Annotated in this window: 24 protein-coding genes, 1 tRNA gene and 1 other annotated feature; of the genes, 5 read left to right on the forward strand and 20 right to left on the reverse strand. The window is 44.4% G+C overall.

The annotated features are described in order from the left end of the window. Positions 1-105 precede the first annotated feature (105 nt). From IGK63_RS09480 to rplU, 11 genes are all read right to left on the reverse strand, one after another. A complete protein-coding gene (locus IGK63_RS09480; protein ID WP_016612246.1) occupies positions 106-2,880 on the reverse strand; it encodes a sigma-54-dependent transcriptional regulator in 2,775 nt (924 codons plus the stop codon). Positions 2,881-3,110: 230 nt separating this feature from the next. Then, positions 3,111-3,644, reverse strand: coding sequence for a GNAT family N-acetyltransferase (locus IGK63_RS09485; protein ID WP_034872572.1), 534 nt, complete (start codon positions 3,642-3,644; stop codon positions 3,111-3,113). A gap of 97 nt (positions 3,645-3,741) precedes the next feature. Continuing rightward, a complete protein-coding gene (locus IGK63_RS09490; RefSeq protein ID WP_008378502.1) occupies positions 3,742-4,650 on the reverse strand; it encodes a diacylglycerol/lipid kinase family protein in 909 nt (302 codons plus the stop codon). Positions 4,651-4,795: 145 nt separating this feature from the next. Next, complete coding sequence (gene phnE / locus IGK63_RS09495) at positions 4,796-5,587, reverse strand: phosphonate ABC transporter, permease protein PhnE (protein WP_016612248.1); 792 nt, start codon at positions 5,585-5,587, stop codon at positions 4,796-4,798. Continuing rightward, positions 5,584-6,366 carry a phosphonate ABC transporter, permease protein PhnE gene (gene phnE / locus IGK63_RS09500; protein ID WP_005235330.1) on the reverse strand — a complete coding sequence of 261 codons (783 nt, stop codon included), beginning with the start codon at positions 6,364-6,366 and terminating at the stop codon, positions 5,584-5,586. Before phnE (IGK63_RS09500) ends, phnE (IGK63_RS09495) begins: the two co-directional genes overlap by 4 nt. Continuing rightward, positions 6,363-7,151, reverse strand: a complete 789-nt coding sequence (gene phnC / locus IGK63_RS09505; protein WP_005235328.1) for a phosphonate ABC transporter ATP-binding protein — start codon at positions 7,149-7,151, stop codon at positions 6,363-6,365. The genes phnE (IGK63_RS09500) and phnC overlap by 4 nt, the downstream gene beginning before the upstream one ends. Before the next feature lie 95 nt (positions 7,152-7,246). Beyond that, on the reverse strand, positions 7,247-8,182 hold the full coding sequence (phnD, locus tag IGK63_RS09510; protein WP_016612249.1) for a phosphate/phosphite/phosphonate ABC transporter substrate-binding protein: 936 nt from the start codon (positions 8,180-8,182) through the stop codon (positions 7,247-7,249). A 463-nt stretch (positions 8,183-8,645) separates the two neighbouring features. After that, positions 8,646-9,110, reverse strand: coding sequence for a GNAT family N-acetyltransferase (locus IGK63_RS09515; RefSeq protein WP_016612250.1), 465 nt, complete (start codon positions 9,108-9,110; stop codon positions 8,646-8,648). 109 nt (positions 9,111-9,219) lie between these two features. Beyond that, positions 9,220-9,513, reverse strand: coding sequence for a 50S ribosomal protein L27 (rpmA, locus tag IGK63_RS09520; protein ID WP_003126181.1), 294 nt, complete (start codon positions 9,511-9,513; stop codon positions 9,220-9,222). Between the two features lie 12 nt (positions 9,514-9,525). After that, a complete protein-coding gene (locus tag IGK63_RS09525) occupies positions 9,526-9,870 on the reverse strand; it encodes a ribosomal-processing cysteine protease Prp (RefSeq protein ID WP_005225752.1) in 345 nt (114 codons plus the stop codon). Positions 9,871-9,896: 26 nt separating this feature from the next. Next, positions 9,897-10,205 carry a 50S ribosomal protein L21 gene (gene rplU / locus IGK63_RS09530; RefSeq protein WP_005225751.1) on the reverse strand — a complete coding sequence of 103 codons (309 nt, stop codon included), beginning with the start codon at positions 10,203-10,205 and terminating at the stop codon, positions 9,897-9,899. 19 nt (positions 10,206-10,224) lie between these two features. Then, positions 10,225-10,295, reverse strand: a sequence feature (ribosomal protein L21 leader region). Positions 10,296-10,464: 169 nt separating this feature from the next. Here rplU and IGK63_RS09535 point away from each other — a divergent pair. Then, positions 10,465-11,118: a uracil-DNA glycosylase gene (locus IGK63_RS09535; RefSeq protein WP_034872574.1), complete on the forward strand. Its 654-nt coding sequence runs from the start codon at positions 10,465-10,467 to the stop codon at positions 11,116-11,118. Positions 11,119-11,135: 17 nt separating this feature from the next. Here the strand turns inward: IGK63_RS09535 and leuD are convergent, their stop codons facing one another. The 4 genes from leuD to IGK63_RS09555 are packed head-to-tail and all read right to left on the reverse strand — an operon-like array spanning position 11,136 to position 15,667. Next, positions 11,136-11,723 (reverse strand): 3-isopropylmalate dehydratase small subunit, encoded by a 588-nt coding sequence (leuD, locus tag IGK63_RS09540; protein ID WP_016612252.1) that lies wholly within the window; start codon positions 11,721-11,723, stop codon positions 11,136-11,138. Beyond that, positions 11,723-13,105, reverse strand: a complete 1,383-nt coding sequence (leuC, locus tag IGK63_RS09545) for a 3-isopropylmalate dehydratase large subunit (protein ID WP_016612253.1) — start codon at positions 13,103-13,105, stop codon at positions 11,723-11,725. Before leuC ends, leuD begins: the two co-directional genes overlap by 1 nt. Further along, complete coding sequence (gene leuB / locus IGK63_RS09550) at positions 13,086-14,150, reverse strand: 3-isopropylmalate dehydrogenase (protein WP_016612255.1); 1,065 nt, start codon at positions 14,148-14,150, stop codon at positions 13,086-13,088. Before leuB ends, leuC begins: the two co-directional genes overlap by 20 nt. Continuing rightward, positions 14,147-15,667 (reverse strand): 2-isopropylmalate synthase, encoded by a 1,521-nt coding sequence (locus IGK63_RS09555; RefSeq protein WP_016612263.1) that lies wholly within the window; start codon positions 15,665-15,667, stop codon positions 14,147-14,149. The genes leuB and IGK63_RS09555 overlap by 4 nt, the downstream gene beginning before the upstream one ends. A 576-nt stretch (positions 15,668-16,243) precedes the next feature. Between IGK63_RS09555 and IGK63_RS09560 the strand changes: the two genes are divergently transcribed. From IGK63_RS09560 to IGK63_RS09570, 3 genes are all read left to right on the forward strand, one after another. Next, the gene (locus tag IGK63_RS09560; protein ID WP_034872576.1) at positions 16,244-16,942 is read left to right on the forward strand and encodes an O-methyltransferase; all 699 of its coding nucleotides are present in this window, start codon (positions 16,244-16,246) and stop codon (positions 16,940-16,942) included. Between the two features lie 145 nt (positions 16,943-17,087). Beyond that, positions 17,088-17,161: transfer RNA gene (locus IGK63_RS09565), tRNA-Arg, on the forward strand. A 340-nt stretch (positions 17,162-17,501) separates the two neighbouring features. Continuing rightward, complete coding sequence (locus IGK63_RS09570; RefSeq protein WP_429972484.1) at positions 17,502-17,924, forward strand: HIT family protein; 423 nt, start codon at positions 17,502-17,504, stop codon at positions 17,922-17,924. Between the two features lie 39 nt (positions 17,925-17,963). Here IGK63_RS09570 and IGK63_RS09575 read toward each other — a convergent pair whose 3' ends face one another. Further along, positions 17,964-18,287 (reverse strand): hypothetical protein, encoded by a 324-nt coding sequence (locus IGK63_RS09575; protein ID WP_016613398.1) that lies wholly within the window; start codon positions 18,285-18,287, stop codon positions 17,964-17,966. A 114-nt stretch (positions 18,288-18,401) separates the two neighbouring features. On the opposite strand from IGK63_RS09575, the gene IGK63_RS09580 reads away from it, so the two are divergent. Further along, positions 18,402-19,259, forward strand: coding sequence for a PhzF family phenazine biosynthesis protein (locus IGK63_RS09580; protein WP_034872250.1), 858 nt, complete (start codon positions 18,402-18,404; stop codon positions 19,257-19,259). 153 nt (positions 19,260-19,412) lie between these two features. Here IGK63_RS09580 and trpA read toward each other — a convergent pair whose 3' ends face one another. The 4 genes from trpA to trpC are packed head-to-tail and all read right to left on the reverse strand — an operon-like array spanning position 19,413 to position 22,778. Beyond that, positions 19,413-20,189: a tryptophan synthase subunit alpha gene (gene trpA, locus IGK63_RS09585; RefSeq protein ID WP_005235298.1), complete on the reverse strand. Its 777-nt coding sequence runs from the start codon at positions 20,187-20,189 to the stop codon at positions 19,413-19,415. Then, positions 20,186-21,379: a tryptophan synthase subunit beta gene (gene trpB, locus IGK63_RS09590; RefSeq protein WP_016613400.1), complete on the reverse strand. Its 1,194-nt coding sequence runs from the start codon at positions 21,377-21,379 to the stop codon at positions 20,186-20,188. The genes trpA and trpB overlap by 4 nt, the downstream gene beginning before the upstream one ends. Next, entirely contained in the window at positions 21,376-22,023 is a 648-nt protein-coding gene (locus IGK63_RS09595; RefSeq protein WP_016613401.1) for a phosphoribosylanthranilate isomerase, read from the reverse strand. Before IGK63_RS09595 ends, trpB begins: the two co-directional genes overlap by 4 nt. After that, positions 22,020-22,778, reverse strand: a complete 759-nt coding sequence (trpC, locus tag IGK63_RS09600) for an indole-3-glycerol phosphate synthase TrpC (protein ID WP_016613402.1) — start codon at positions 22,776-22,778, stop codon at positions 22,020-22,022. The genes IGK63_RS09595 and trpC overlap by 4 nt, the downstream gene beginning before the upstream one ends. Between the last annotated feature and the right edge of the window lie 22 nt (positions 22,779-22,800).

The following is a 22,800-nucleotide window of genomic DNA, read 5'->3' on the forward strand; positions in this document are numbered from 1 at the left end:
CTATTCTTGAAAAAACCTTAAGAATCAGCATTCAGATAATACACTAAAAAAGATACACTAAAAAATACTGTATCTTTTTTAGTGTATCTGTATTATTTGTAAGAATTAAAAATACATTTCTTTTTCGTGATGGTTTTTGATCAGCTCTAGCAGATAGTACTCTTCAGTCTTAGGCACTTCGATATTCATCAAGCGTGAAAACGATTGGACATGCACATGCAATTGGCCATAAAGCGGATTCTCCTCCATCGCTGCTAAATCAATTTCAGAAACAGTCAATGGCTGCCGCAGTAAGATCCGCTCCAGCATACCTGCGCCATGCATCACAAAATTGATCTGAAAGCCTTGCTGCGCCCCTACCAAATCCAAATCGTGAATGATCTCTTCGCCAAATTTCCACAACGGCTCTACTACTTTTTTCGCATTGACATAGGTAAAGTTTTCCTCTAAATACCGGACACAGATTTCTTTCGCCTGCCGATCATCTAGCTGTACTTCATCTTCAAAACTCAAATCATTCTCTAATAGGATATCATCCAACAGTAGATCAACATCTTGATCAATAAAACGTTCTAATGAAATAAACGGTGCGTCGATATGGGGATCGATGATCCCTGTTGCGGCAATCAGACGGTAGCGCTGTTGAATCTGATCCAAGTCCGTCCTCAGATCCGCCACCGATAACGTCACCACTTCGACATTTTGGCTTTGACGTTTTGACAATGAGCTTTGGATCAATTCTTTGATGCGCTGCGCCGTTCCCTTTCCCGAAGCGCAGACCGCTAGAATCGCTTTAGGATGGTGGTTTTGTGTCACTGGTTCTTCCACAGTGACCGCTCCATACCCGCGGAACTTCCGTAATGAATCATAGAGCTGATCGAGGTCCGTGCCGATCACTGACGCTTTACGGACCGTCTCTAGGACGATGGAGGTGGTCACCATATCGACTGTTCGAACAGCCACACCCGTTTCTCGTTGGATTTCATTATTAAAGGTCGCTAAGGACCCCATATCGACTAAGAGGATCACCCCACTGCCATCATTGACTGCCCGTACACTATCCACGATTTTTTTCAACGCCACAGCCGGGGGCATATCTAACGGCATGTCCACCGCTGTCACTTGATCGACTTCCAGCAATTGTTTGACCACTTGTACCATGCTACTGGCTGTGCTGTTGCCGTGGGCTGCAACGACGACGCCGATTTTCCCAGAGGAATGAGAGGTTCTAAGAGAAACCAGAAGAACCGCTAAATAATAAGATTCGCTCTCAGGAATCGCCACTTGGAAACTATCACCAATAAAATCGCGGACTTCTTTGGCGACTTCAAACTCTTGAGGATAATCAGCTACCATCTGACGAATATTGTCATTGGTTTGTCGTTCTTCTCCCAAATGGATTTTTTTCAAAAACGAGCTGATGTGTAAGCTCATGGCATAGATGAAATTTTGCTGAAAATCATAATTTAAGCGTTGTCGAACCAGCTCATAGATTTGATTTGTTACACTGATCACTTTCTGATCGACAAATTCACTTAGTTTATTGACCGAGTTAAAGGAAAACCCGTGATCTTTATAAAAAGACTTTAAGTGAACATTGATATCTGTTGAGATAAAATGATTGATCGCTTCTTGATCTAACCCATCTGCTTTTAGCAGAGCAGCCTTGTCGCCGATAATATCGTAAAGATTATAAGGCAATTCATAGGAATCTGATTGAATATTGTTTAAGTTTTGATTCGGTTGAATGCTAATCTTCGGTTCAAGGATCTTAGAAAGCTCTGCCAGCTCATTGCGGCGATTCCCCAAAACGATCAATCCTGAACGAATCCCTTCTGGCAAATCGATCAAATCGATTTCAATCTCATCTTGTTGCATATGATTCAAAAAGCCCCGTGCACAGACTAGCTGGACATTGGATTTCAATTGACCGATATTCCCAAAACTGACACTGCCGATCAACGCTTTGACCACATCTTCTGTCAAGGAGATCGTCCGCTGAATACGGGTCGCCTCTTGCCCGACTAATACCCGAACGAGATCGACTTTTTCTGATGCGGGTCGTTTCTCAAAAAAGGGCAGTTGAATATTGATGGGAATGCGTCGGGTAAAGGTATCTAATAGCGTTGAGTTGGGGTCTTCGGTAGTAGCACCAACGATTCGGACATTCGCTTGATGATTTTTGCCCGTCTCTCCTAGACGACTAAAGGTACCATGATCCATAAAGTAAAAAATCATTTCTTGCCCTTCTGGCGGCAATCGATGGATCTCATCGAGAAACAACATACTCTCATCCGCTTGATCAATAATACCAATCTTCTCTTGATCGGCACCCGTAAATGCCCCCCGTACATAACCAAACAAATGGCTCATCAAAAGCTCTGGGTTATTTGCATAGTCCGCACAGTTAAAGACGATCAATTCTTTGTCATCGGCAATTACTTGATTGCTTTTGGCAAACTGGAACATCGCATGGGCAAAGTACGTTTTCCCAGAACCAGTAGGCCCTGTGATCAAGCAGTTTAGCCCTTTCGGCGGATACAAGATCGCTGCTTTCGCCTGCTCAACAGCGTTTTTCATACTTCCGTTGGCACCGATGATCGTCGCAAAAATATCTCGGTCAGAGGGTTTTCCTTGTACTCGTTGAGGGAAGGCTTTTTCTCTTTGCGGGCGACTTTCTTTGTAGCTTGGGACATACTTTTCCTTACTGCTGGGATCGACCCCTGCCGCCCAATAACGAACAGGCCGCGAGTCGCTTTTTTCGACGCGCCCTTCTTTGACAAGCTTATTTAAATCCTTACTGGCATTACTGCGCTGAATGGCTAAATGATCGGCAACTTCTGAAGTAGACAACCCCTTCTTTTCCCCTAAGCCGCTCATCGTATTTTCGACGATATATTGATAAATCCGTTCGATTCGCTTGCCCAACAGCTTCGCCTCCTTGTTTTTTCCACTTGAATACTTTACTCATTTTTCTATAAAAAAGCAACTTTTTTTCCACACAGAAAAAGCAAAATACTTTGTTCGAAAGAACAATAGAACGTCCTTTCACATGCTACTCTCAGCATAAAGCATTTTGCCAAAAAAAGATATTCAAAAGTCAGGATGTGTTAGGCTTTTTCATTGGGAATGAACGTTGGCACCTGATCAGGAAACCATTGCAGTTCTTTTTGCATCCAAATCACATCGTGCCATTGATTGAACTTATAGCCGACATGCGAAAAATCAGCAACTTTCCGATACCCAAGCTTCTCATGAAAAGCCTCACTTTGTTGATTGCCTCCTGTAATACACGCAGTCAGATTGACCACGTTTTGCGCTTTTAGTTTTTCTTCAAGCCCTTGATAAAGAGCGGTGCCGAGCCCTTTTGCTTTGGCATCCGGCGCTAAATAAACGGTTACTTCAACGGTCCAATCATACGCCGCCCGTTCTTTATAAGCTGACGCATAGGCATAACCGACAATTCCACTAGCCTCTTCTGCAACGAGATACGGGTAGCGTTTCAAGGTCTTGGCGATGCGTTCCGCGAATTCTTGAACCGATGGCACCTCCGTTTCAAAGGTAATCGGTGTATTTTCTACATAATAAGCATAGATTGCTGTCAAGGCTTGCGCATCTGCAATCGTGGCAGAACGTATCGTCATAGAACCCCTTCTTTCAGTAAATTTTTTTCCCAGTATACTCTTTCTGAATAAAAAAAACAATCCGCTTTTGACGGATCGTTTCCTAGTTATGAATGATTTAGCGGGCTTTTTCAACTCCGCAATACACGGTAAGATGTTGCGGCAGCACCGCTACTGTGATTGGCAATTCAGGTCCTGGATCACCATCGACATTCGTTTCGATCGTTGCCCCATCCGTCAAACGAATCGTTGCTTTATCAAAAGTTTGATAACCAAGAACATCATTTGATTCCGTAACTCCTTTGAGAAGCTCAGGCACGCTTTTGACAGTTTCCCAAAGATTCGTATCCTTTAAGTAGATCAGATGTAATTTGCCGTCATCGGTACTCGCTTTAGGCAAAAGAGATTCGAAACCGCCGATCGTATTGGATGAACCAACGATCATCGTACTGCTTTCCACAGCGATCGTCGTTTTTTCGCCATTATTTTCGGCGGTCACTTCAAACGGATGACTTTCATTTTTCCGCACTTCCCGTAGACCAGAAACAAAATAGGCCATTTTTCCCAGCTTGGTTTTTTCTTCAACTTCCACATTGTTGATCGCCGCTGGAATCATACCAATCGCCACTACATTGGTAAAATAGTCTTGATTAACCTGCCCAATATCGATTTTGCGGGTGTGATCCACTGCAAATGATTCGATGGCTTCCTTGGGATCTAGTGGAATCGCTAATGCTCTGGCTAAATCATTTACTGTGCCCAGCGGGAAGAAACCGAAATTTGGTCGTTTGTCATGAGGGGCTAAGCCATTGACCGCTTCATTGACGGTACCATCACCGCCCATTGCGAAGACACTGTCAAATTCTGCTGCTGCCTCAGAGGCAAAACGTGTAGCATCTCCTTCTTTTTCGGTATGTTTGACAACGACCTCTGAAAAAGCTTCCCGCAGCTTTTCTTCTGCCATCTCCTCAAATTCTTTCGCTTGTTCCCCACCAGAACTTGGATTGACGATCAATAATGCTTTCATAAAACAGCCTCCTTGTTTGGGTTCATTTTCTATGAATCCAGTATAACAAGTTTCACGAAACCTGTCTTAAACGACATCCGCCTATCCGCTGCAAAAAAACACAGCCTATGCTGACTGTGTTTTTTCGAGTACGCACCTCATTTTATTAAACCAATCGTTTACGCAAGCGCCCAGAAATAAAATCAATGATCGTGACCGTCACAACGATCCCTAATAAAATGATTCCTACACGGCTCCATGATCGCGCATTGATGGCAAAGATCATCGGCGTACCGATCCCACCTGCTCCTACGATCCCTAAGATCGAAGCTGAACGGACAGCCAGTTCAAAACGATACAAGGTAAAAGAAAGAAATTCTGGAATCAATTGTGGCAATGTCGCAAAGCCTAACACATCCCAACGATTTCCTCCCGCACTAACGACCGATTCTGAAGGACCGTGATCCATGTTCTCGATCGCTTCGCTATAGAGTTTCGCCAACATCCCAATGGAATGGACACTAACTGCCAAAACACCAGCAAAGGATCCGGGACCCACTGTTTTGATGAACATGATCGCTAAGACGATTTCTGGAAACGTTCGAATCGCCGTCAGCACGATTTTACCGAAACCTGATAGCCAGCGAGGGCTGTTTTTGCTGCGCGCCGCCCAAAAGGCAAAAGGAATACTTAATATTGAGGATAAAAACGTACCTACAAAGGCGATCGCAACGGTTTCGATCATCAAACTGATCAAATCTTCGCCATCACCGGTATAAACATAGCCCCAATCAGGATGGATCAGGCCATAAAAGATTGAGCCGACAATTTGACCGACATTTTCTTTAACGCCGGCAAAAGGTATACCAGCGAAAGCCCAAATATAAAGGAGGATAACGACTACTGCGATCAGCCAATTCCGTATTTTTTTCTTTTTCGGTTCTGCTGGCAACATCATAACAATCGCTCCCTTAATCTATTACTGATGGTATCAATCACCAAAACAACTGCAAAAATCACTAAGACGATAATCGACGTCTGGTCATATCGAAATTGGCTTAAAGATCGTTGTAAGAAAACACCGATTCCGCCTGCGCCGATATACCCAAGAATCGTCGATGCCCGCACATTGATCTCAAAGGCATAAAGCAAGTAACTAAGAAAATGGCTCATGACTTGCGGTACGACTGCATAGCGGATGATGTCAAACTTCGATCCTCCAGAAGCCGTGATTGCTTCGATCGGACCTTCATCAATCGTTTCAATCGATTCATAAAACAATTTGGTGATCATCCCAAAAGAAAACACAGAGATGGAGATCACCCCGGCAACGGGACCGATTCCGACAATGGCAACAAATAAAGCCGCCAGCATCAAATCAGGTACCGTCCGAATGATATTCAAAACAAAACGGAAACAACCGCTGATCCAATGATTCGTCATGATATTTCGTGCTGCTAAAAGTGAAAACGGAAAAGCCGCCAGTGCACCAAAGGTCGTGCCGATGATCGCCATTTGGATCGTTTGTAAAATCGGCTCTACAATGATTTTGGCATATGCCCAATCAGGATGAGCCATCTTTTGTAAAATGACATTCATTTGACTGCTATTGCTAAAGAACCGTGCCAAATCAACGCCTGAAATAGAGCCGCTAACGAACAATACCACTAAAAAAATGACGAGCCAAAGAACATTTTTCCATAGTCCGCTGCGTTTCGGCAACGTATTTGTCGTCATTGTCCTGCCCCTTCCTGCTCTTCTATGATCTCGCTGCCATAAATCTGTTTCAATCGCTGATCGGTCGCTTCACTGACAGGGCCATCAAAAACCAAGCCTCCGTCTCGCAACCCGATGATCCGCGTGCCGTACTCTCTTGCCAATTGGACAGAATGCAAATTGACTACGATGGTAATCCCCAGATCTTGATTGATCCGTTTTAAGTCATTCATGACTTTTTCAGTGGTTAAAGGATCTAAGGAAGCAACCGGTTCATCCGCTAAAATAATCTTCGGCTCTTGCGTCAAAGCACGGGCAATCGAAACCCGCTGCTGCTGACCGCCAGACAATTCATCGGCTCGAGTATAGACTTTTTCTGCTAAATTGACCCGCTGCAGCGATTGATAAGCCAGCTCTTTATCCGCTTGCGGGAACAAACCAAGCAACATTTTGATCGTTGGGTGATAAGCTACTCGCCCAGTTAAGACATTTCGCAAGACACTCGAACGTTTCACCAAATTAAAGCTTTGGAAAATCATGCCAATGTCTCGACGAATCAAGCGTAGCTCTCTTCCTTTTGCTTTTGTGATCGACTTGCTATCGATTAAAATCTCGCCACTCGTGATCTCGTGCAGTCGATTGATGGAGCGCAGCATCGTTGATTTTCCTGCTCCTGATAAACCCACTACGATGACAAATTCCCCTTTTTTGATATCGATGTTTAAGTCCTTCAAACCTAATACCCCATTTGGGTATTGCTTGGTCACATTCTGAAATGAAATAATCGTTTCGTTCTCTAGAGCCATGATTCTCCTACTTTCTTTCCATTAGGTAAAAATTGCTTTCCATTCGAAAAGGGTACCTCAACTACCGGTACCCTCCCGATCTATTCATCTATTAGTTATTGTCCGACTTGTTCCGCATACTCTCTTACGATGTCGAAATTGCTGTCTTGTGAAACAACGTATCCTTCATGAGAGTAAATATCAGAGATGATTTGTTTTCCTTCTTCATCTTTACCGATCGCGATAAAGGCATCTTGGATTTTTTTGTCCCACTCTTCACTCATGTCGCTGCGGACACTGATCGTATCGTTCGGGATCGGTTCGGTAAAGTACATTGGTTCTACCTCATCCATGATTTCTGGGTAATCATTTTTGACCGTGTTGCGGGCATCTTCAAAAACGAACGCTGCGTCAACGTCGCCATTCAAGACAGATAAGACCGCTTGGTCATGGCCTTTGACTTGAACAGTCGTCACATCCGTATTGATATCGATGCCTGCTTTTTTCATTTCTGCTACTGGCCAAACATAACCGGCAGAAGAAGTAACATCTTGCGTGGCAATCATTTTGCCTTTTAAATCTTCCAACTCTTTGATATCGCTGCCGCTTTTTACGACGATCATTGAACGATAGCTATCAACCAATTCATCCGTTGATTCCCCACCAGGCTGCTTGATGCCATAACGCTGTGCTTGTAATAGCACCTTAACATTGCTTTGTTCATTTGCTAAAACATAGGCATTCGGCGGTAAAAAGCCGACATCTACTTGTTTCGAAGCCATTGCTTCGACGATTGTATTGTAGTCAGTGGAAACACTCACAGTGACTGGAATCCCCAATTCATCACTTAATAATTGCTCAAGTGGTTTTGCTTTTGCTTCTAATGTTTCTGCTGCTTGTGATGGAACAAATTGAACGGTCAACTTTTCTGGTACATATCCTGCTTCTTCAGCCGCCGAGTCAGTACTTGCTCCACCTGAGCCACATGCCGCCAGCGTAACTGCTGCCACCAAACCTAAACCAAACATTGCCGTTTTCTTCCAAACTTTCATCACTTTTTCTCCTTTTCATTAAAAAAATCGAACTCACGGAATTCCGAACTTTCCTTTTTGATTATAAAAAATCAACGAACCAAAAACAATCTTTTTCGAATTACGAACGTTTTCTTTTTTGATAATGTTCGTGTTTTTACCAAAATCATTCGTGAGCACATTCTCAATAATCAACGTTTTTCGAAAGTTTCTTTCCATTTGTTCTACTTCCTCAGAGTATCAAATGAATATAAGGTTTGTGTTGTCAACGTGTAAAGATTTCGTTAATCGCAAAAGGAACTTTGTGAACAACAAAGCATGGATATACTCGTAATTCTTACCCTAAGTGCACAAAATTTCTTGAAAAATCTAGCCAGAAAATGACGGCACACTTTTTGGACCGGAAAAACACCAATAAAAAAAGCAGAGAATCCCCTTAAGAACCTCTGCCTTTGACCTCATTTTTTACTGTAGAAAGAGTCATTTACCCTTGATCCGTTGGCAGCTGCAACAAGAGTACATGCTCGCTATCAATCATTTCACCTGTCAAGACAAAGCCGTTTCGTTCGTAAAGCTTTGTTGCGATCTCGTTGCCATCTACAGCGGAGATCCTTAATTCTTGCGCTTGGATATGGGTTTTGAACCAATCTAACCCAGCAAGAAACGCCTGACTGCCTAACCCTTGATTTTGGAATTTTTCTGCGATCATAAACCGCTCGATCCACCACGAAGCTTTTGGATAATCCTCATCCGCTTCGTAAAAACTAAATAAGAGAAAGCCGACCATATCCTCACCATTGTAGAGGGCAAATGCCTGACGTGGTTCCTCATAGATCGCCTCTAACATTGAGTACCAATTGGGCGCAACAAAATCTTCTTGCTCCTTCGTTGTCTTCAAATTCATGCACGCACGATAGTTTTCCTTCGTGATTTCTTTTAATTGAATCATTGCTTCACTCCTTATCTAAGCCATTATAAATAACTATTTCGTTAAAACGGTTTCATTGGTGTATAAAAAAACACCCAGGTTACTTTTACGTAATCTGGATGTCATTTTCTTATGCTTCTTGCGCTACTGGATAAACAGATACTTGTTTTTTGTCGCGGCCTTTACGTTCGAAACGAACAACGCCGTCAACTTTTGCAAACAATGTATCATCTCCACCGATACCTACGTTTACCCCTGGGTAAATTTTAGTACCGCGTTGGCGATAAAGGATTGATCCGCCTGAAACGGTTTGACCGTCAGCACGTTTCGCACCTAAACGTTTTGATTGAGAGTCACGTCCGTTAGAAGTAGAACCCCCACCTTTTTTGTGAGCGAAGAATTGCAAATTCATTTTCATCAACATGAGATGCACCTCCTAGTTTTCTTTAGTAGTTTTGATTTGGATATAATCGTTGTACTCTTCTTGAACTGATTGCAAGCCGATCAACAAATTTTCTAAAAGAATTTGTGCGATATTCGACTGCTCTTGGGTCAAACGAGAAGGCAGTGTGACTAATAAGTACCCACCATTTTCGTTATCTGCTTCAACTTTTGGCGCAACGCCAGCCAAAGCATCGATCCCATTGACTGCACTGATCGCTAAAGCGGATGCTGCAGCACAGACGATGTCTTTGCCGTATTCTCCTGCTTGTGCGTGTCCAGCTAGTTCAAAAGAAACAATCCGACCAGAGTCATTTCGTTTGAATGTCCCTTTGATCATATTCGTTACCCTGCTTTTCGTAAGAATTAAGCGTTGATCGCGTCAATAACAACTTTTGTGTAAGGTTGACGGTGACCTTGTTTACGGTGTGAATGTTTTTTAGGTTTGTATTTGAAAGTTACGACTTTCTTTTGTTTGCCGTGTTTTTCAACAGTTCCTTCAACAGTTGCTCCTGCAACGATTGGGGCACCCACTTTTGTTGATTCGCCACCTACTAAGATAACTTCATCAAAAGTAACCTTTTGTCCAGCTTCAACGTCTAATTTTTCAACGTAGATTGCTTGACCCACTTCAACTTTTACTTGTTTCCCACCAGTTTTGATAATTGCGTACATGCTCTACAGCACCTCCTTATAATATACTTAGACTCGCCATCCCAAGTGACTTTCGTACTTACTACTTGTTCTGTGCGGTTGTAGCTGTGGAGTCCACAATTACAACAGATTAACTTTATCAAAATGTTTTCCTAAAGTCAATCACTAATTAAGGAAAAGACAGAATTCTTTTGCTACTAGTCATTTCCTTTTGTGCATTTTTTATTTTCTATTACTATAGAAGAAAGAGCACAAGCGAAACAGAATGGGAGGAGTTTTCATGCAATACCCCAAAGAATTAGCCACTGCCGTTCAACAGGCATCCCGCAGTTATCCGTTGGAAGGATTTGTTCCAGGTCAAGGACCGCTGCAGCCCAAATTGATGATCGTTGGTGAAGCCCCTGGTCGAACCGAAATCGAGAATTTTATTCCTTTTAGCGGACAAGCAGGAAAAGAATTGATGAAATCGTTGGCTTTAGCCGGTTTGACCCGTGAGGATGTCTACATCACCAGCGCTGTCCGCAGCCGTCCATATTCCGTCAAAGAACGAATCAACAAGCGCAGCGGTGCCCATGAGATCGTCCATCCCAATCGGACACCTACCAAAAAGGAAGTCTTGCTACACGCACCACTGCTTGACTACGAGTTGTCCATCGTGGATCCGCCCGTCATTGCAACTGTTGGCAATATCGGACTACAGCGATTATTAGGCAACGCCTATTATATCAAAGACCACCATGGCGAAGTGATCCGTTCCAAAATTCAAGAAAGCAATCCGACAAAGGATGGCTATCAATGGTCGGAAAAAGAATATCTGATCGTGCCGATGTATCATCCCGCTGCGATCTTTTATAATCGGACGTTGACTCCGCAAATCGAAGCTGATTGGCGAGGGTTAAGAAACATTCTTTCACAAATACCAGCCGACGAATAACGACCAGTCCCCTAGCCCTACTGCCAATACGCTGGAATCGTCTGCTCATAGGCGGTGATTTTCGCCTCTTCCTGCAAGGTGATACTGATCTCATCGAGACCGTGGATCAATTTGTGTTTCCAGGTAGCATCGATTGCAAAGAAATGCTCCTCCCCGGCAACGATCACACATTGCCTCGGCAAGTCGATGCTGATTTTTTCAGAAGCAGGCAGCGAGGCGATCCTTTGGCGAACAGTCAAAGGCAGCTCGATGGGCAGCAGCCCGTTTTTGGTGGCATTCATATAGAAAATATCACCGAAGCTGCCAGCAATCACGGCTTTAAAGCCGTAATCCAACAGCGCCCATGCCGCATGCTCTCGAGAAGAGCCAGAACCAAAATTATCACCAGTGACGAGGACTTGAGCGGTCTGATATGCTGGATCATTCAAGATAAATGCTGGATTAGGCTTGCGTTGCGGCAAATAGCGCCAATCGTCAAATAAAAATTCGCCAAACCCCGTTTTTTCAACGCGCTTCAAATAATTTTTCGGTAGGATTTGATCGGTATCGATATTGTCATTCATCAAAGGCAGCGTCGTACCTTCAAATTGCGTAAAAGCTTCCATTAACCAACACCTCCAACCACTTCTCGTACATCGACAAAACGCCCATGGATCGCAGCTGCTGCCGCCATTGCTGGACTACAAAGGTGCGTCCGAGCGTTTTTCCCTTGCCGTCCAACAAAATTGCGGTTTGACGTGGAGGCACAGTGGACGCCTTCTGGTACTTTATCAGGATTCATTCCTAGGCACATGGAACAGCCAGGCTCCCGCCATTCAAAACCAGCCTCAATAAAGACTTTGTCTAAACCGATAGCTTCCGCTGCTTTACGAACAGGGCGTGAACCAGGAACGATAATGCCAGTGACCCCTTCTTTGATGGTCTGACCTTTCAAAATCGCCGCTGCTTCTTGCAGATCAGACAAACGACCATTGGTACACGATCCGATAAAGATGTATTCGATGGGGATATCGGCAGCCGTCTGTCCGGGGTGCAGTGCCATATATTCATAGGCTTGCTGATCATTGTGATCTCGCACTTCAGGAAACGTTTCGCTGACCGGTACTCCCATTTCTGGATTGGTGCCCCAAGTGATGTAAGGTTCTAAGGTTGCTGCGTCTAAGGTGATCAGGGCATCATAGTTGGCACCTTCATCGGTATACAGGGTTTCCCAATCCGTCACCGCACTGGCAAACGCTTGTGGCGCAAAGCGTCGATCCTTCACATAAGCAAAGGTCGTTTCATCAGGTGCGATCAAGCCCATTTTCGCCCCACCTTCGATCGACATATTGCAAATGGTCATGCGCTCTTCCATCGTCAGGTTGCGGATCGTTTCGCCAAAGAATTCTACGGCATAGCCACCACCAAAATCTGTGCCATGCGTCGCGATCAATGCCAAAATAATATCTTTGGCGTACACCCCCGGCTGCAGCTGACCGGTGATCTCAACTCCCATGCGTTTCGGTTTTGTCTGCCAAATCGTCTGTGTCGCAAAGACATGCTCCACTTCACTCGTACCGATCCCAAATGCGATCGCGCCGAAAGCACCATGGGTGGCAGTATGGGAATCACCGCAAACGATCGTTTTTCCTGGTTGGGTCAAGCCTACTTCTGGGCCAACCATATGGACAATTCCTTGGTTGGCAGAGCCATTGTCACACAATTCGATCCCAAAATCATGACAGTTTTTACGTAACGTATCCATTTGCTTTTTTGCAACCAGATCGGTGATGGTAAAAATATCTTTGGTAGGCACATTATGATCCATTGTTGCGAAGGTTTTTTCGGGACAGCGAACTGTCCGTCCCGCTTGCCGCAAGCCTTCGAAGGCTTGCGGCGTCGTCACTTCATGGATCATATGCAGATCGACATAAAGCAGCTGCGCCTGCCCTTCTTCTCCTGTGATCACATGCCGATCCCATAGTTTATCAAACAGCGTTTTCCCCATAATTGCTCACTCCTAACTGTGCAATAACCGCTTCTGTAAAGGCAGTTGTCGTTGCCGTCCCACCTAAATCACGCGTCAAGATCCCCGCATTCATTACCTCATAACACGCACTTTCGATGGTATCTGCCAGCTGTTCCTCTTGAAAGGACTCTCTTAGCATCATCACGACAGACAAAATCATGGAAACCGGATTGGCACAATTTTGCCTAGCAATATCCGGTGCCGAGCCATGGATCGGTTCATATAAAGAAACCCCTTCTGCGCCATGGCTTGCGCTTGGTAGCACCCCTAATGACCCCGGCAAAACCGAGGCTTCATCACTTAAAATGTCGCCAAAGAGATTTTCGGTCACGATTACATCAAAGTCTTTGGGATTTTGGATGATTTTCATAGCGGCGGAATCAACATATTGATGAGTCAACTGACAATCCGGGAATTCCTGTGCCGTTTCTTCCGCTAATCGGCGCCAAAGCCGGCTAGTCGCCAACACATTTGCTTTATCGACAGAGAGAACCCGCTTCTTCCGCGTACGGGCGATCTCAAAGGCTTTACGCAAAATCCGTCGAATCTCTGCTTGGTGATAATGATTGATGTCGTAGGCTTCTTCAGGTTTTTCTGCTTTTTCGCCAAAATAGATACCGCCAGTCAACTCACGAACGATGACAAAATCTGTCCCTCGAAGGATCGTTTCTTTGATGGGAGACAAAGCAATCACCGCATCAACTACTTTGATGGGTCGAATATTGGCGTATAGACCTAACGCTTGACGCAGATTCAAAAGTCCTTTCTCGGGTGTTGTCGGTGCGTTTTCCCAAGCTGGATCACCGATGGCTCCTAAAAGGACCGCATCCGCCTGCTGGCAAGCTTGTAGTGTTTCTTGCGGCAATGGATCTCCAGTAAGTGCCAGCGCCGCTCCACCAAATGGCCGCTGGTCAAAATGAAAGTGCTGGAGATGGTCAGGACAAGCCGCTTTCAATACCGCAAGGGCACTGTCCATAATTTCTGGTCCGATGCCATCTCCTGCTAAAACCACGATCTTTTTCAAACAAGGACACCTCGATTCTTTAGAGCTGCGCTAGCCTGTACATATGCTTTGGCTGACGCCTGCAAGACATCAAAGTCTAAGCCGATCCCGCTGATTTTTTCATTGGTTTCCTGGCATTCAATGACCACGTGCACTTCCGCTTGCGCATCTTCCCCACTGGTCAAGGCAGTGATCTCATAATTCAACAACTTCGGCTGCTGCTGGAAAATCTGATCGATCGAGTTGTAGATAGCTTGGATACTGCCGGCACCGATGGCTGATGCCACTTGTTTTTCCTCGTCTTTGATGATAGAAACCACTGCTCCTTGATGGCCATTGGACACGTATTGTAGCTGAACGGCGTCCAACTCGCAGCCGCCTTCTTGGCTGCGGCCTTGATCGGCCACCAAAGCCAGCAAATCTTGTTCGGTCACTTGCTTCTTTTTATCTGCCAATTCTTTGAAGCGTTTAAACAATTCGTTGGTTTCTTCTTGGTCAAACTGGTAGCCCAGTTGCTGCATTTTATCGACAAACGCATGGCGGCCAGAAAGTTTGCCTAAAGGCAACGAGTTGGTTTCTACCCCCACCAACTGTGGGGTAATAATTTCGTAGGTCTCAGGATTTTTCAAGACGCCATCTTGATGAATCCCTGATTCATGGGCATAAGCATTGCCTCCGACGATCGCTTTGTTTTTCGGTACCGTGATTCCTGACAAACGTGCCACCAGATCGCTGGTTCGTTTTGTTTCGTTTAATTTGATGTTGGAGGTAGCCTGATAGAAATCATTGCGAATATGCAACGCCAAGGCCACTTCTTCTAATGCAGTATTGCCAGCTCGTTCGCCGATCCCGTTGATCGTTCCTTCCACCCGATCAGCACCATTTTCAATAGCCGCCAGCGCATTGGCTGTCGCCATTCCCAAGTCATCATGACAATGGGAAGAAAAAGTGATCTGCTGCTCGCTTTTGATATTGGCGATCAAATAGGCAAAAAGCGCTCCATATTCCGTAGGATTGGTAAACCCTACTGTATCGGGCACATTGATGATCGTCGCGCCGGCATCAATCGCTGTTTGAACCGCCTCAAGCAAGAAGGCTTTATCGGTGCGGGTGGCATCTTCTGGCGAGAATTGAACTTTTTCAAAGCGTTCACGCGCATAAGCCACATGTTCTTTGATGGAAGCGAGTACTTCTGCTTTCGTCATATTCAGCTTGTACTGGCGATGCACCTTACTCGTTGCTAGAAAGACATGGATCTGTGGATCGACGGCTTGATAAAGAGCTTCATAGGCACGATCAATGTCTTTTTTCTGACAACGGGCAAGTCCTGCAACGGTCATTTTCGTCACCGCCCCAGCAATCGCTTTGACTGCTTGAAAATCTCCTTCTGATGCAATCGGAAAACCTGCTTCGATCGTATCAATGCCCCATTTTTCTAATTGCAGCGCCAGTTGAACCTTCTCTTTCGTATTAAAGTTGACTCCCGGGGTCTGTTCACCGTCTCGCAATGTCGTATCAAAAAACTGGATTTTTCTCATCACTATTTCCTCCTTAGCAGTGGTAGGAGCACGCTTGGCGCGACCTCATTCAAACACAATTGAAAAAATGGTATAAAAAAAGCACTCCATAAAGGGTTTCCTTCATGCAATGCGAATAGGACTCTTCAAATGATGCCTTAAAAAAGGCGGGTCATAGAAAAAGAGTCCTTACGATAATAATAATAAAAATGCAGCTGTTTGTTTCAATCGTTTATCCATCGTCGTCACCTATCACTTTTTTTATCTTGTTATGAAGATACCAAACAGCAGGTTCCTCTGTCAACACTTTTCCCTGAATTTTCTGAATATTTCGATAAAAAGTTCGTTTTTGCCCTGTTGATGGGTTGCTTTTCTTCCTTGATGAAAATTTAAGCAGAACCTGACGAGATCTTCACAGGATTTTAACCAAACCTCCACATAACACCGTTATGATAGAAATATCCCAAAAATATTTTTCACCCCTTTATCCTGCCAGTCTTATGACTGGTTTTTTTGTTGTTCCAAAGACTCGAAAAGATTGAACTTAAGGTGAGTTATTCGTATAATAAGGGGCAGCGATAAATTAGGAGGATGAAGATGCGCAACGAAATGATGCATCGTCCAGTAGTCAAACCAGAACTAGTGGCGTTTATGCGTGAAAAACAAAAGCAATTACCCGGCGAACTTGGTGAAATCGAGCAAGCCGCTCATGAAAAAGAAGTGCCAATCATCCCACATGAAACAGTGGTCTTTTTGCAGTTTTTATTAGGACAGCTCCAGCCAAAAGAAATCCTTGAGATCGGCACAGCGATCGGTTTTTCTTCAAGCTTGATGGCGCAATGTGTGAAAGATGGTCATGTCACAACGATCGATCGCTTTGACGTCATGATCCGCAAAGCCAAAGAAACCTACGCTCGCTTAGGAAATGAAGAAAAAATCACGCTATTAGAAGGACAAGCGGCAGACGTCCTACCTACATTGAGTGGCCCTTATGATTTTATCTTCATGGACAGCGCCAAATCAAAATACATTGAATTTTTACCAGAATGTCTGCGTCTATTACGCAAAGGCGGTGTGCTGATGGTGGATGACGTATTTCAAGCTGGAACGATTCTACACCCCATCGAAGAAATCCCTCGTAACCAGCGAGCGATCCATCGCAAATTGAATCTTTTCTTGGATACCGTGATGAACCATCCTCAGCTGACCTCCACGCTTGTCCCTTTAGGAGATGGTGTGATTCTCATTACGAAAGAAGCAGATAGCGTAATTCTTGAGGAACCTGAGAAAGGTTGAGGGCAGCTGCGCTTCCTTTTTTCAAAGAAAAAATAAGAAAAGGGCGAAAAGCGATTGACATTGCTGCGCCCTTTTTCTATAATGTTATTTGTTGCTGATTGATTTCAACAGCTTAGGCGAAGTGAGCATTCGCTGAAAATTATTTGTTCCAGTAGCTCAGCCGGATAGAGCATTCGCCTTCTAAGCGAACGGTCGGGGGTTCGAATCCCTCCTGGAACGTTATATTATCGTGCATTGCACTAGCAGATCGTTAGGAATCTTGATTCCTAACGATTTTTTTTGATAAATTTTTAAAAACCACTTTTTTCAAACGTCACTTTTACCACAAATCAGCAGCACGGTGCTTTTCTTTTGCAAACAACCTATTAACTAATTATCTAAAACATCATTAATTATCACATATAGTTTTAACTGCTAAATAAATATGATATTATCCTCTCAAAGAGCGGCTTAATTACAAAGATCGTTTATGGTTTCCCATAATCCCGTAGCTTCACATTTTTAGATATTATACTTCTCGAACACAACTAACAAAATTTATTCCATAGGAGGAATTTTGATGGAAGAATGTCCTTTTTGCCGCATCGTCTCTGGAAAAATAAAAAGCCATGTAATCCATGAAGATGACAGTGTTTGCGCCTTCCTTGATCATGCCAAAGACGTGGATTATCATATGCTGGTTATTCCTAAAAAACATTACACCAGTATTTTAGATTGCGCCCCCGTTCTTCTTGCTCACCTCATTCAAACGGTTCAAAAAATAGCAGATCATTGTGTCACTCGCTTAGGATTTGATGGGATTAATTTGCTAAGCGCAGCAAATCAAGCAGCGGGTCAATCAGTCCCTCACTTTCATCTTCATTTGATTCCGAGAAAAAAATGTGACGGTATCAATGCGTGGCCCACATTCAATGGAGCAGCGCTCTCTTTAGAGGAAGCAGCGGCATTTTTGACCTCTGAAACAGATAGTAAGGGAGATTAAACAAAACTCAGTAGACTAAATCTTGCTTAAAAGCGCTTCTTAAAATACTTGATAATACTTGACTTGTTCTGCTAGCTGATCAGCTGGTAGAGCACCATCCAGTACATAGTCGGCTGTTTCAGCAATGATCTGTTCGTGTAAAACAAATAGCTCTCTTGCATAGGAAAGATAAGTATCTGCCCAAGTCAAAATCGCTTCTTTTGATTCGTTCGTATAATCCCGTTTAATCTGACGAGCAAAAGCAATATCTAGTGGTGTTTTCAAATAAATCACCGTATCGATCAACTGACGCAAATCTTGGTGTTCATATCCGAAGGGAAAGTCTACAAAAATGATTGGGTAAAGGATCATCGCTCTCTTCATATAGTCCCTCCTCTGTCTTACCTTCAGTATAACACGCTTAACCAATCCGTTTTCTTAACCTATCCCTGCAAAAATTATGCTATGCTTAACAAGAACAAAGAAAGCAGGTGTCCTATGGAGATAACGGTACATATCGCAAGTGGGTTTAGTAAAAATCAAACGGGTGGCAACAAGGCTGGAGTCGTCTTGTTGGAACAGCCTCTTACGCCACAACAAAAGTTAGCCGTCGCAAAAGAGTTAGGCTTTTCAGAAACAGCTTTTTTATCGAAATCCCCGCAGGCCGATTTCCGATTTGACTATTTTACGCCAAAAGAAGAAGTTGACTTATGCGGACATGCAACAATTGCCTCCTTTGCACTATTATCGTATCTAAACAAACTTTCCAAGCAACAGTATCGCATCGACACCAACGCCGGACGTTTGTCGATCACCATCAAAGACGGTGTCATTTTCATGGAACAGAACAAACCACTGTTTTCAGATGTACTTTCACTAGAACAATTAACTGACTGTTTTGATACCAATGCTATCAATGATCAAATTCCTATTCAAATCGTTTCTACTGGATTAAAGGATATCCTTATTCCAATCAAAACAACGGCCCAGTTGCAGCAAGTTGCACCTAATTTTGAGGAAATAAAAAAAGTAAGTGCGCTTCAACAAGTAGTTGGCATGCACTTATATGCAATGGAAAAAGAACGAATCGTTTGTCGTAACTTTGCTCCATTGTTTGACATCAATGAAGAATCTGCCACAGGCACTTCCAATGCCGCCTTGGCTTGCTTCTTGTATCAAAAGTGTGCCCTCGAAAAAGAAGTGTATCGCTTTGAACAAGGCAGCAATTTAGGTGAACCTTCTGAAATCTTTGTCAAACTCGTTACGACTTCGCGAAAGGAAATCCAACATGTTTACGTTGGGGGCAGAGGGCATTTTTGCGAGACAGTAACCATCGACACCGATACACTGGCATAATCACGACAATTTGGGGCTGATCTTCAATCAGCCTTTTTTCTTTTCCTCTTCACACATCACGTTCTTTTTTCCATAGCAGCCCATCAGTACCTCGAATACTAGTTTTCTCATAAAAAAAGAACCCAATTCGGGTTCTTTCCTTCACATTGTTTTCTATGGCTTACCAACGAGTTCTGCTAACAGCTCACTGACTTTAGGCAGTGGCTCGTTTTGTAGCGCTGCTACGATTTTTGAACCGATCACTACCCCCTCACACACACTGGCAAAGCGCTGCACATCTGCGTGGGTCGAGACCCCGAAACCAGCTAATACTGGAATCGGACTTTTTTCCGAAATGGCTTGCAAATGCTGATCCAGCTGTTCGTTGTATTGGCGATCTTCTCCAGTGACACCGTTCACTGTCACAGCATAAACGAATCCTTCCGCGTCTTCGATCAGCGTCTGAATTCTGTCTGGAGGACTGGTCAAAGAGACCAGTGTGATCAGCGCGAGATCCGCCGCATCAAAAGTAGGGGTTACTAGTGATCGATGTTCAAAAGGTAAATCTGGAATAATCAACCCTTTCACATTTGTCGCTTTTAACTCATTTGCTAACTGTTCAATCCCATAATGAAAGAATGAATTGGCATACCCCATCAATACCAGTGGAACCTCGGAATGGATGGTTTGCAGCAAAGCAATGATCTTTTTTAAAGTGGTCCCATTGGCTAATGCCTGCATTCCAGCTGCTTGGATGACCGCTCCATCTGCGACTGGGTCTGAAAAGGGCACGCCGATTTCAATGGCCGCTGCGCCATGTGTCGTCAACAGTTCGATTTCTGCTGGCAGGCGTTCCAGTCCGTTGGCACCCGCCATAATATAAGGAACAAATAGTGGCTTGCCTTGTTTTTGGCGCTCCTTTAGTTTCATCGTCAATGTTTTGCTGGTCATTTCGCTGCTCCTTTCCGGTCTTTGATTTGTTGAACATCTTTGTCCCCTCGCCCAGACAAGCAGATCACTAAGCGTTCTTCGGGTGTCATGATTGGGGCTAGCTTTAGGGCATAGGCAACGGCATGAGCACTTTCCAAAGCAGGAATAATGCCTTCGATTTGAGACAAGAGATAAAAGGCGTCAACGGCTTCTTCATCAGTGACAGCGAAATACTCCGCTCGCTCAATCTCCTTCAAGTAAGAATGCTCGGGACCGACCCCTGGATAATCCAAACCAGCTGAAATCGAATAAGGTTCGATCACTTGCCCATCATCGTCTTGCAGCAGATGCATTTTGGTACCATGTAAAATACCGATACTGCCTTTCGTCAAGGTCGCCGCATGCTCAGTAGTATCCACACCTTTCCCAGCTGCTTCAACGCCAATCAAACGAACGGTCTGATCATCGATAAAAGGGTAAAACATTCCCATCGCATTGCTGCCGCCGCCAACACAAGCAACGACTGTCGTCGGCAGTCGTCCTTCTTTTTCTAATAGTTGCCGTCGTGTCTCACTGCCAATCACACTTTGAAAATCTCGAACGATCTCTGGAAAAGGATGCGGACCGAGTACGGAACCCATCACGTAATGGGTGTCCTCGACGGTTGCGACCCAGTAACGCAGCGCTTCATTGACAGCATCTTTCAATGTCTGATTGCCTGAAGTGACTGAAACCACTTTTGCTCCCAACAATTCCATTCGAAAGACGTTTAGTGCTTGCCGCTGAACATCTACCGCACCCATAAAAATCGTGCATTCCATACCGAACAACGCGGCCGCAGTCGCTGTGGCGACGCCATGCTGTCCAGCACCTGTCTCCGCTACCACTTTCTTTTTCCCCATCCGCTTTGCTAATAACACTTGCCCTAGCGCATTATTGATTTTATGGGCGCCCGTATGATTCAAATCTTCTCGCTTCAGATAAATTTTGGCACCGCCTAAGTGTTGTGACAAGCGCTGTGCATGATAAAGGGGGGTCTCTCTTCCTACATACTCTTGCAAATATTCCTGTAATTCTACTTGAAAACTTGCGTCCGCTTGTGCTTCACGATAGACAGTTTCCAATTGCTTGACTGCATACATCAATGTCTCTGGCACAAACTGCCCGCCAAAAGAACCATAAAAACCTGCTTCTGTGGGGTATTGGGTCATTTTATCTTCTCCTTTACTAAGTAAATAAATTGTTCGATTTTCCGACTGTCTTTCTTCCCCTGGGTTTCAACGCCTGAAGAAACATCGACAGCATAAGGCCTAAAAAGTTGGATCGCCTCTTCTACATTTTCCGCGTGCAAACCGCCAGCAATAAAAAATCGCTCAGACAACGGTAACGGTTTTCTCGCCGCTTTTTGCCAATCAAAGAATTGGCCGTTGCCGCCAGCATAAGGGTGATCTCTTACTGGAGCGTCCAATAACCCAAAATCTGCATCGCAGCTTAGGAAATCTTGTTCTAAAGTCTCTGCTTCTCCATCAAAGGCTTGGATCACTGCGATCTTTTGATGCGCAAAAATGCCTGTCTGGATGGCTGTTTGCAAAGATGGCAGAACCTTTCCATGGAGCTGAATCGCTGTCAGCTGGGCGGCTTGAATTGCCGCTTGCACTTCTTCAAAACTTGGAGAAACGAAAACCCCGACTTTCCCTACATTTTGGGGTACTTGCTCCGTTATCTTGCGGACTTGTGTCGGATCGATTCTCCGACGGCTTTCGGCAAAAACAAAGCCAAGGTAATCTGCTCCTGCACTGATGGCAGTTTCGACATGCAGCCGTTCGGTGAGTCCACAAATTTTCACTTTGGTCATCGGCGGCTCACCTGCAAATCTGCAGCTGTTTCAGCAATTCGATTGCTTCTCATCAACGTTTCTCCAACGAGGACTCCATGATAAAACGGTGCAAGCTGCAGCACATCGGAGGCAGTTCGAATACCAGATTCACTGATGTAAACCGCCTCTGACGGCTGAGGTGCTAAAGCAACACTGACATCCAAGGAAACGTCAAAGGTTTTTAGGTCACGATTGTTGACGCCGATGATTTTGGCCCCTAAGGCTTGGGCTTGTTGAAATTCAGCCGCATTATGAGTCTCAACGAGTACTTCCAACCCTAGTGCTATTGCCTCTTGATGAAGTATGGCTAAGCGTTCTGGTTTTAAAGCGGCCACGATCAATAAAACAATACTGGCACCCGCATTCTTGGCGCGAATCAATTGTTTTCTGTCGATAATAAAGTCTTTGCATAGTATAGGCACCGAAACGGCATTACTGACTGCTTCAAGATCTGCCAGCGAGCCTTTAAAAAACTGCTGGTCGGTCAAAACGGAAATCCCGCTGACACCCGCGGCTTCATAAGCTTGCGCTTGTGTGACTGGGTCGATTCCTTGGTTGATGTCTCCTTTTGAGGGTGAAGTACGCTTGATTTCAGCAATGAGGTGCATTTTTTGTGGTCGGTCCTTGACTTGCTGATAAAATGATGGACGTTTGGTTACGACCTTTTCGATTTCTTGTGGCATCGCGGCAACTTCTTCAACTTTTTTCTGGATGATCGTTTCTAAAAAATCCATGATTCTCCTCCTTACAGCTTTC

This window comes from Enterococcus sp. AZ040 (assembly GCF_050499185.1).
Lineage (GTDB): Bacteria > Bacillota > Bacilli > Lactobacillales > Enterococcaceae > Enterococcus_D > Enterococcus_D entomosocium.

Excerpts from the sequence above, each read along its gene's own strand:
- IGK63_RS09480 (WP_016612246.1), bottom strand. The coding sequence starts at position 2,880 with ATGAGCGGCTTAGGGGAAAAGAAGGGGTTGTCTACTTCAGAAGTTGCC.
- IGK63_RS09485 (WP_034872572.1), bottom strand. The coding sequence starts at position 3,644 with ATGACGATACGTTCTGCCACGATTGCAGATGCGCAAGCCTTGACAGCA.
- IGK63_RS09490 (WP_008378502.1), bottom strand. The coding sequence starts at position 4,650 with ATGAAAGCATTATTGATCGTCAATCCAAGTTCTGGTGGGGAACAAGCG.
- phnE (WP_016612248.1), bottom strand. The coding sequence starts at position 5,587 with ATGATGTTGCCAGCAGAACCGAAAAAGAAAAAAATACGGAATTGGCTG.
- phnE (WP_005235330.1), bottom strand. The coding sequence starts at position 6,366 with ATGACGACAAATACGTTGCCGAAACGCAGCGGACTATGGAAAAATGTT.
- phnC (WP_005235328.1), bottom strand. The coding sequence starts at position 7,151 with ATGGCTCTAGAGAACGAAACGATTATTTCATTTCAGAATGTGACCAAG.
- phnD (WP_016612249.1), bottom strand. The coding sequence starts at position 8,182 with ATGAAAGTTTGGAAGAAAACGGCAATGTTTGGTTTAGGTTTGGTGGCA.
- IGK63_RS09515 (WP_016612250.1), bottom strand. The coding sequence starts at position 9,110 with ATGATTCAATTAAAAGAAATCACGAAGGAAAACTATCGTGCGTGCATG.
- rpmA (WP_003126181.1), bottom strand. The coding sequence starts at position 9,513 with ATGTTGATGAAAATGAATTTGCAATTCTTCGCTCACAAAAAAGGTGGG.
- IGK63_RS09525 (WP_005225752.1), bottom strand. The coding sequence starts at position 9,870 with ATGATCAAAGGGACATTCAAACGAAATGACTCTGGTCGGATTGTTTCT.
- rplU (WP_005225751.1), bottom strand. The coding sequence starts at position 10,205 with ATGTACGCAATTATCAAAACTGGTGGGAAACAAGTAAAAGTTGAAGTG.
- IGK63_RS09535 (WP_034872574.1), top strand. The coding sequence starts at position 10,465 with ATGCAATACCCCAAAGAATTAGCCACTGCCGTTCAACAGGCATCCCGC.
- leuD (WP_016612252.1), bottom strand. The coding sequence starts at position 11,723 with ATGGAAGCTTTTACGCAATTTGAAGGTACGACGCTGCCTTTGATGAAT.
- leuC (WP_016612253.1), bottom strand. The coding sequence starts at position 13,105 with ATGGGGAAAACGCTGTTTGATAAACTATGGGATCGGCATGTGATCACA.
- IGK63_RS09555 (WP_016612263.1), bottom strand. The coding sequence starts at position 15,667 with ATGAGAAAAATCCAGTTTTTTGATACGACATTGCGAGACGGTGAACAG.
- IGK63_RS09560 (WP_034872576.1), top strand. The coding sequence starts at position 16,244 with ATGCGCAACGAAATGATGCATCGTCCAGTAGTCAAACCAGAACTAGTG.
- IGK63_RS09570 (WP_429972484.1), top strand. The coding sequence starts at position 17,502 with ATGGAAGAATGTCCTTTTTGCCGCATCGTCTCTGGAAAAATAAAAAGC.
- IGK63_RS09575 (WP_016613398.1), bottom strand. The coding sequence starts at position 18,287 with ATGAAGAGAGCGATGATCCTTTACCCAATCATTTTTGTAGACTTTCCC.
- IGK63_RS09580 (WP_034872250.1), top strand. The coding sequence starts at position 18,402 with ATGGAGATAACGGTACATATCGCAAGTGGGTTTAGTAAAAATCAAACG.
- trpA (WP_005235298.1), bottom strand. The coding sequence starts at position 20,189 with ATGACCAGCAAAACATTGACGATGAAACTAAAGGAGCGCCAAAAACAA.
- trpB (WP_016613400.1), bottom strand. The coding sequence starts at position 21,379 with ATGACCCAATACCCCACAGAAGCAGGTTTTTATGGTTCTTTTGGCGGG.
- IGK63_RS09595 (WP_016613401.1), bottom strand. The coding sequence starts at position 22,023 with ATGACCAAAGTGAAAATTTGTGGACTCACCGAACGGCTGCATGTCGAA.
- trpC (WP_016613402.1), bottom strand. The coding sequence starts at position 22,778 with ATGGATTTTTTAGAAACGATCATCCAGAAAAAAGTTGAAGAAGTTGCC.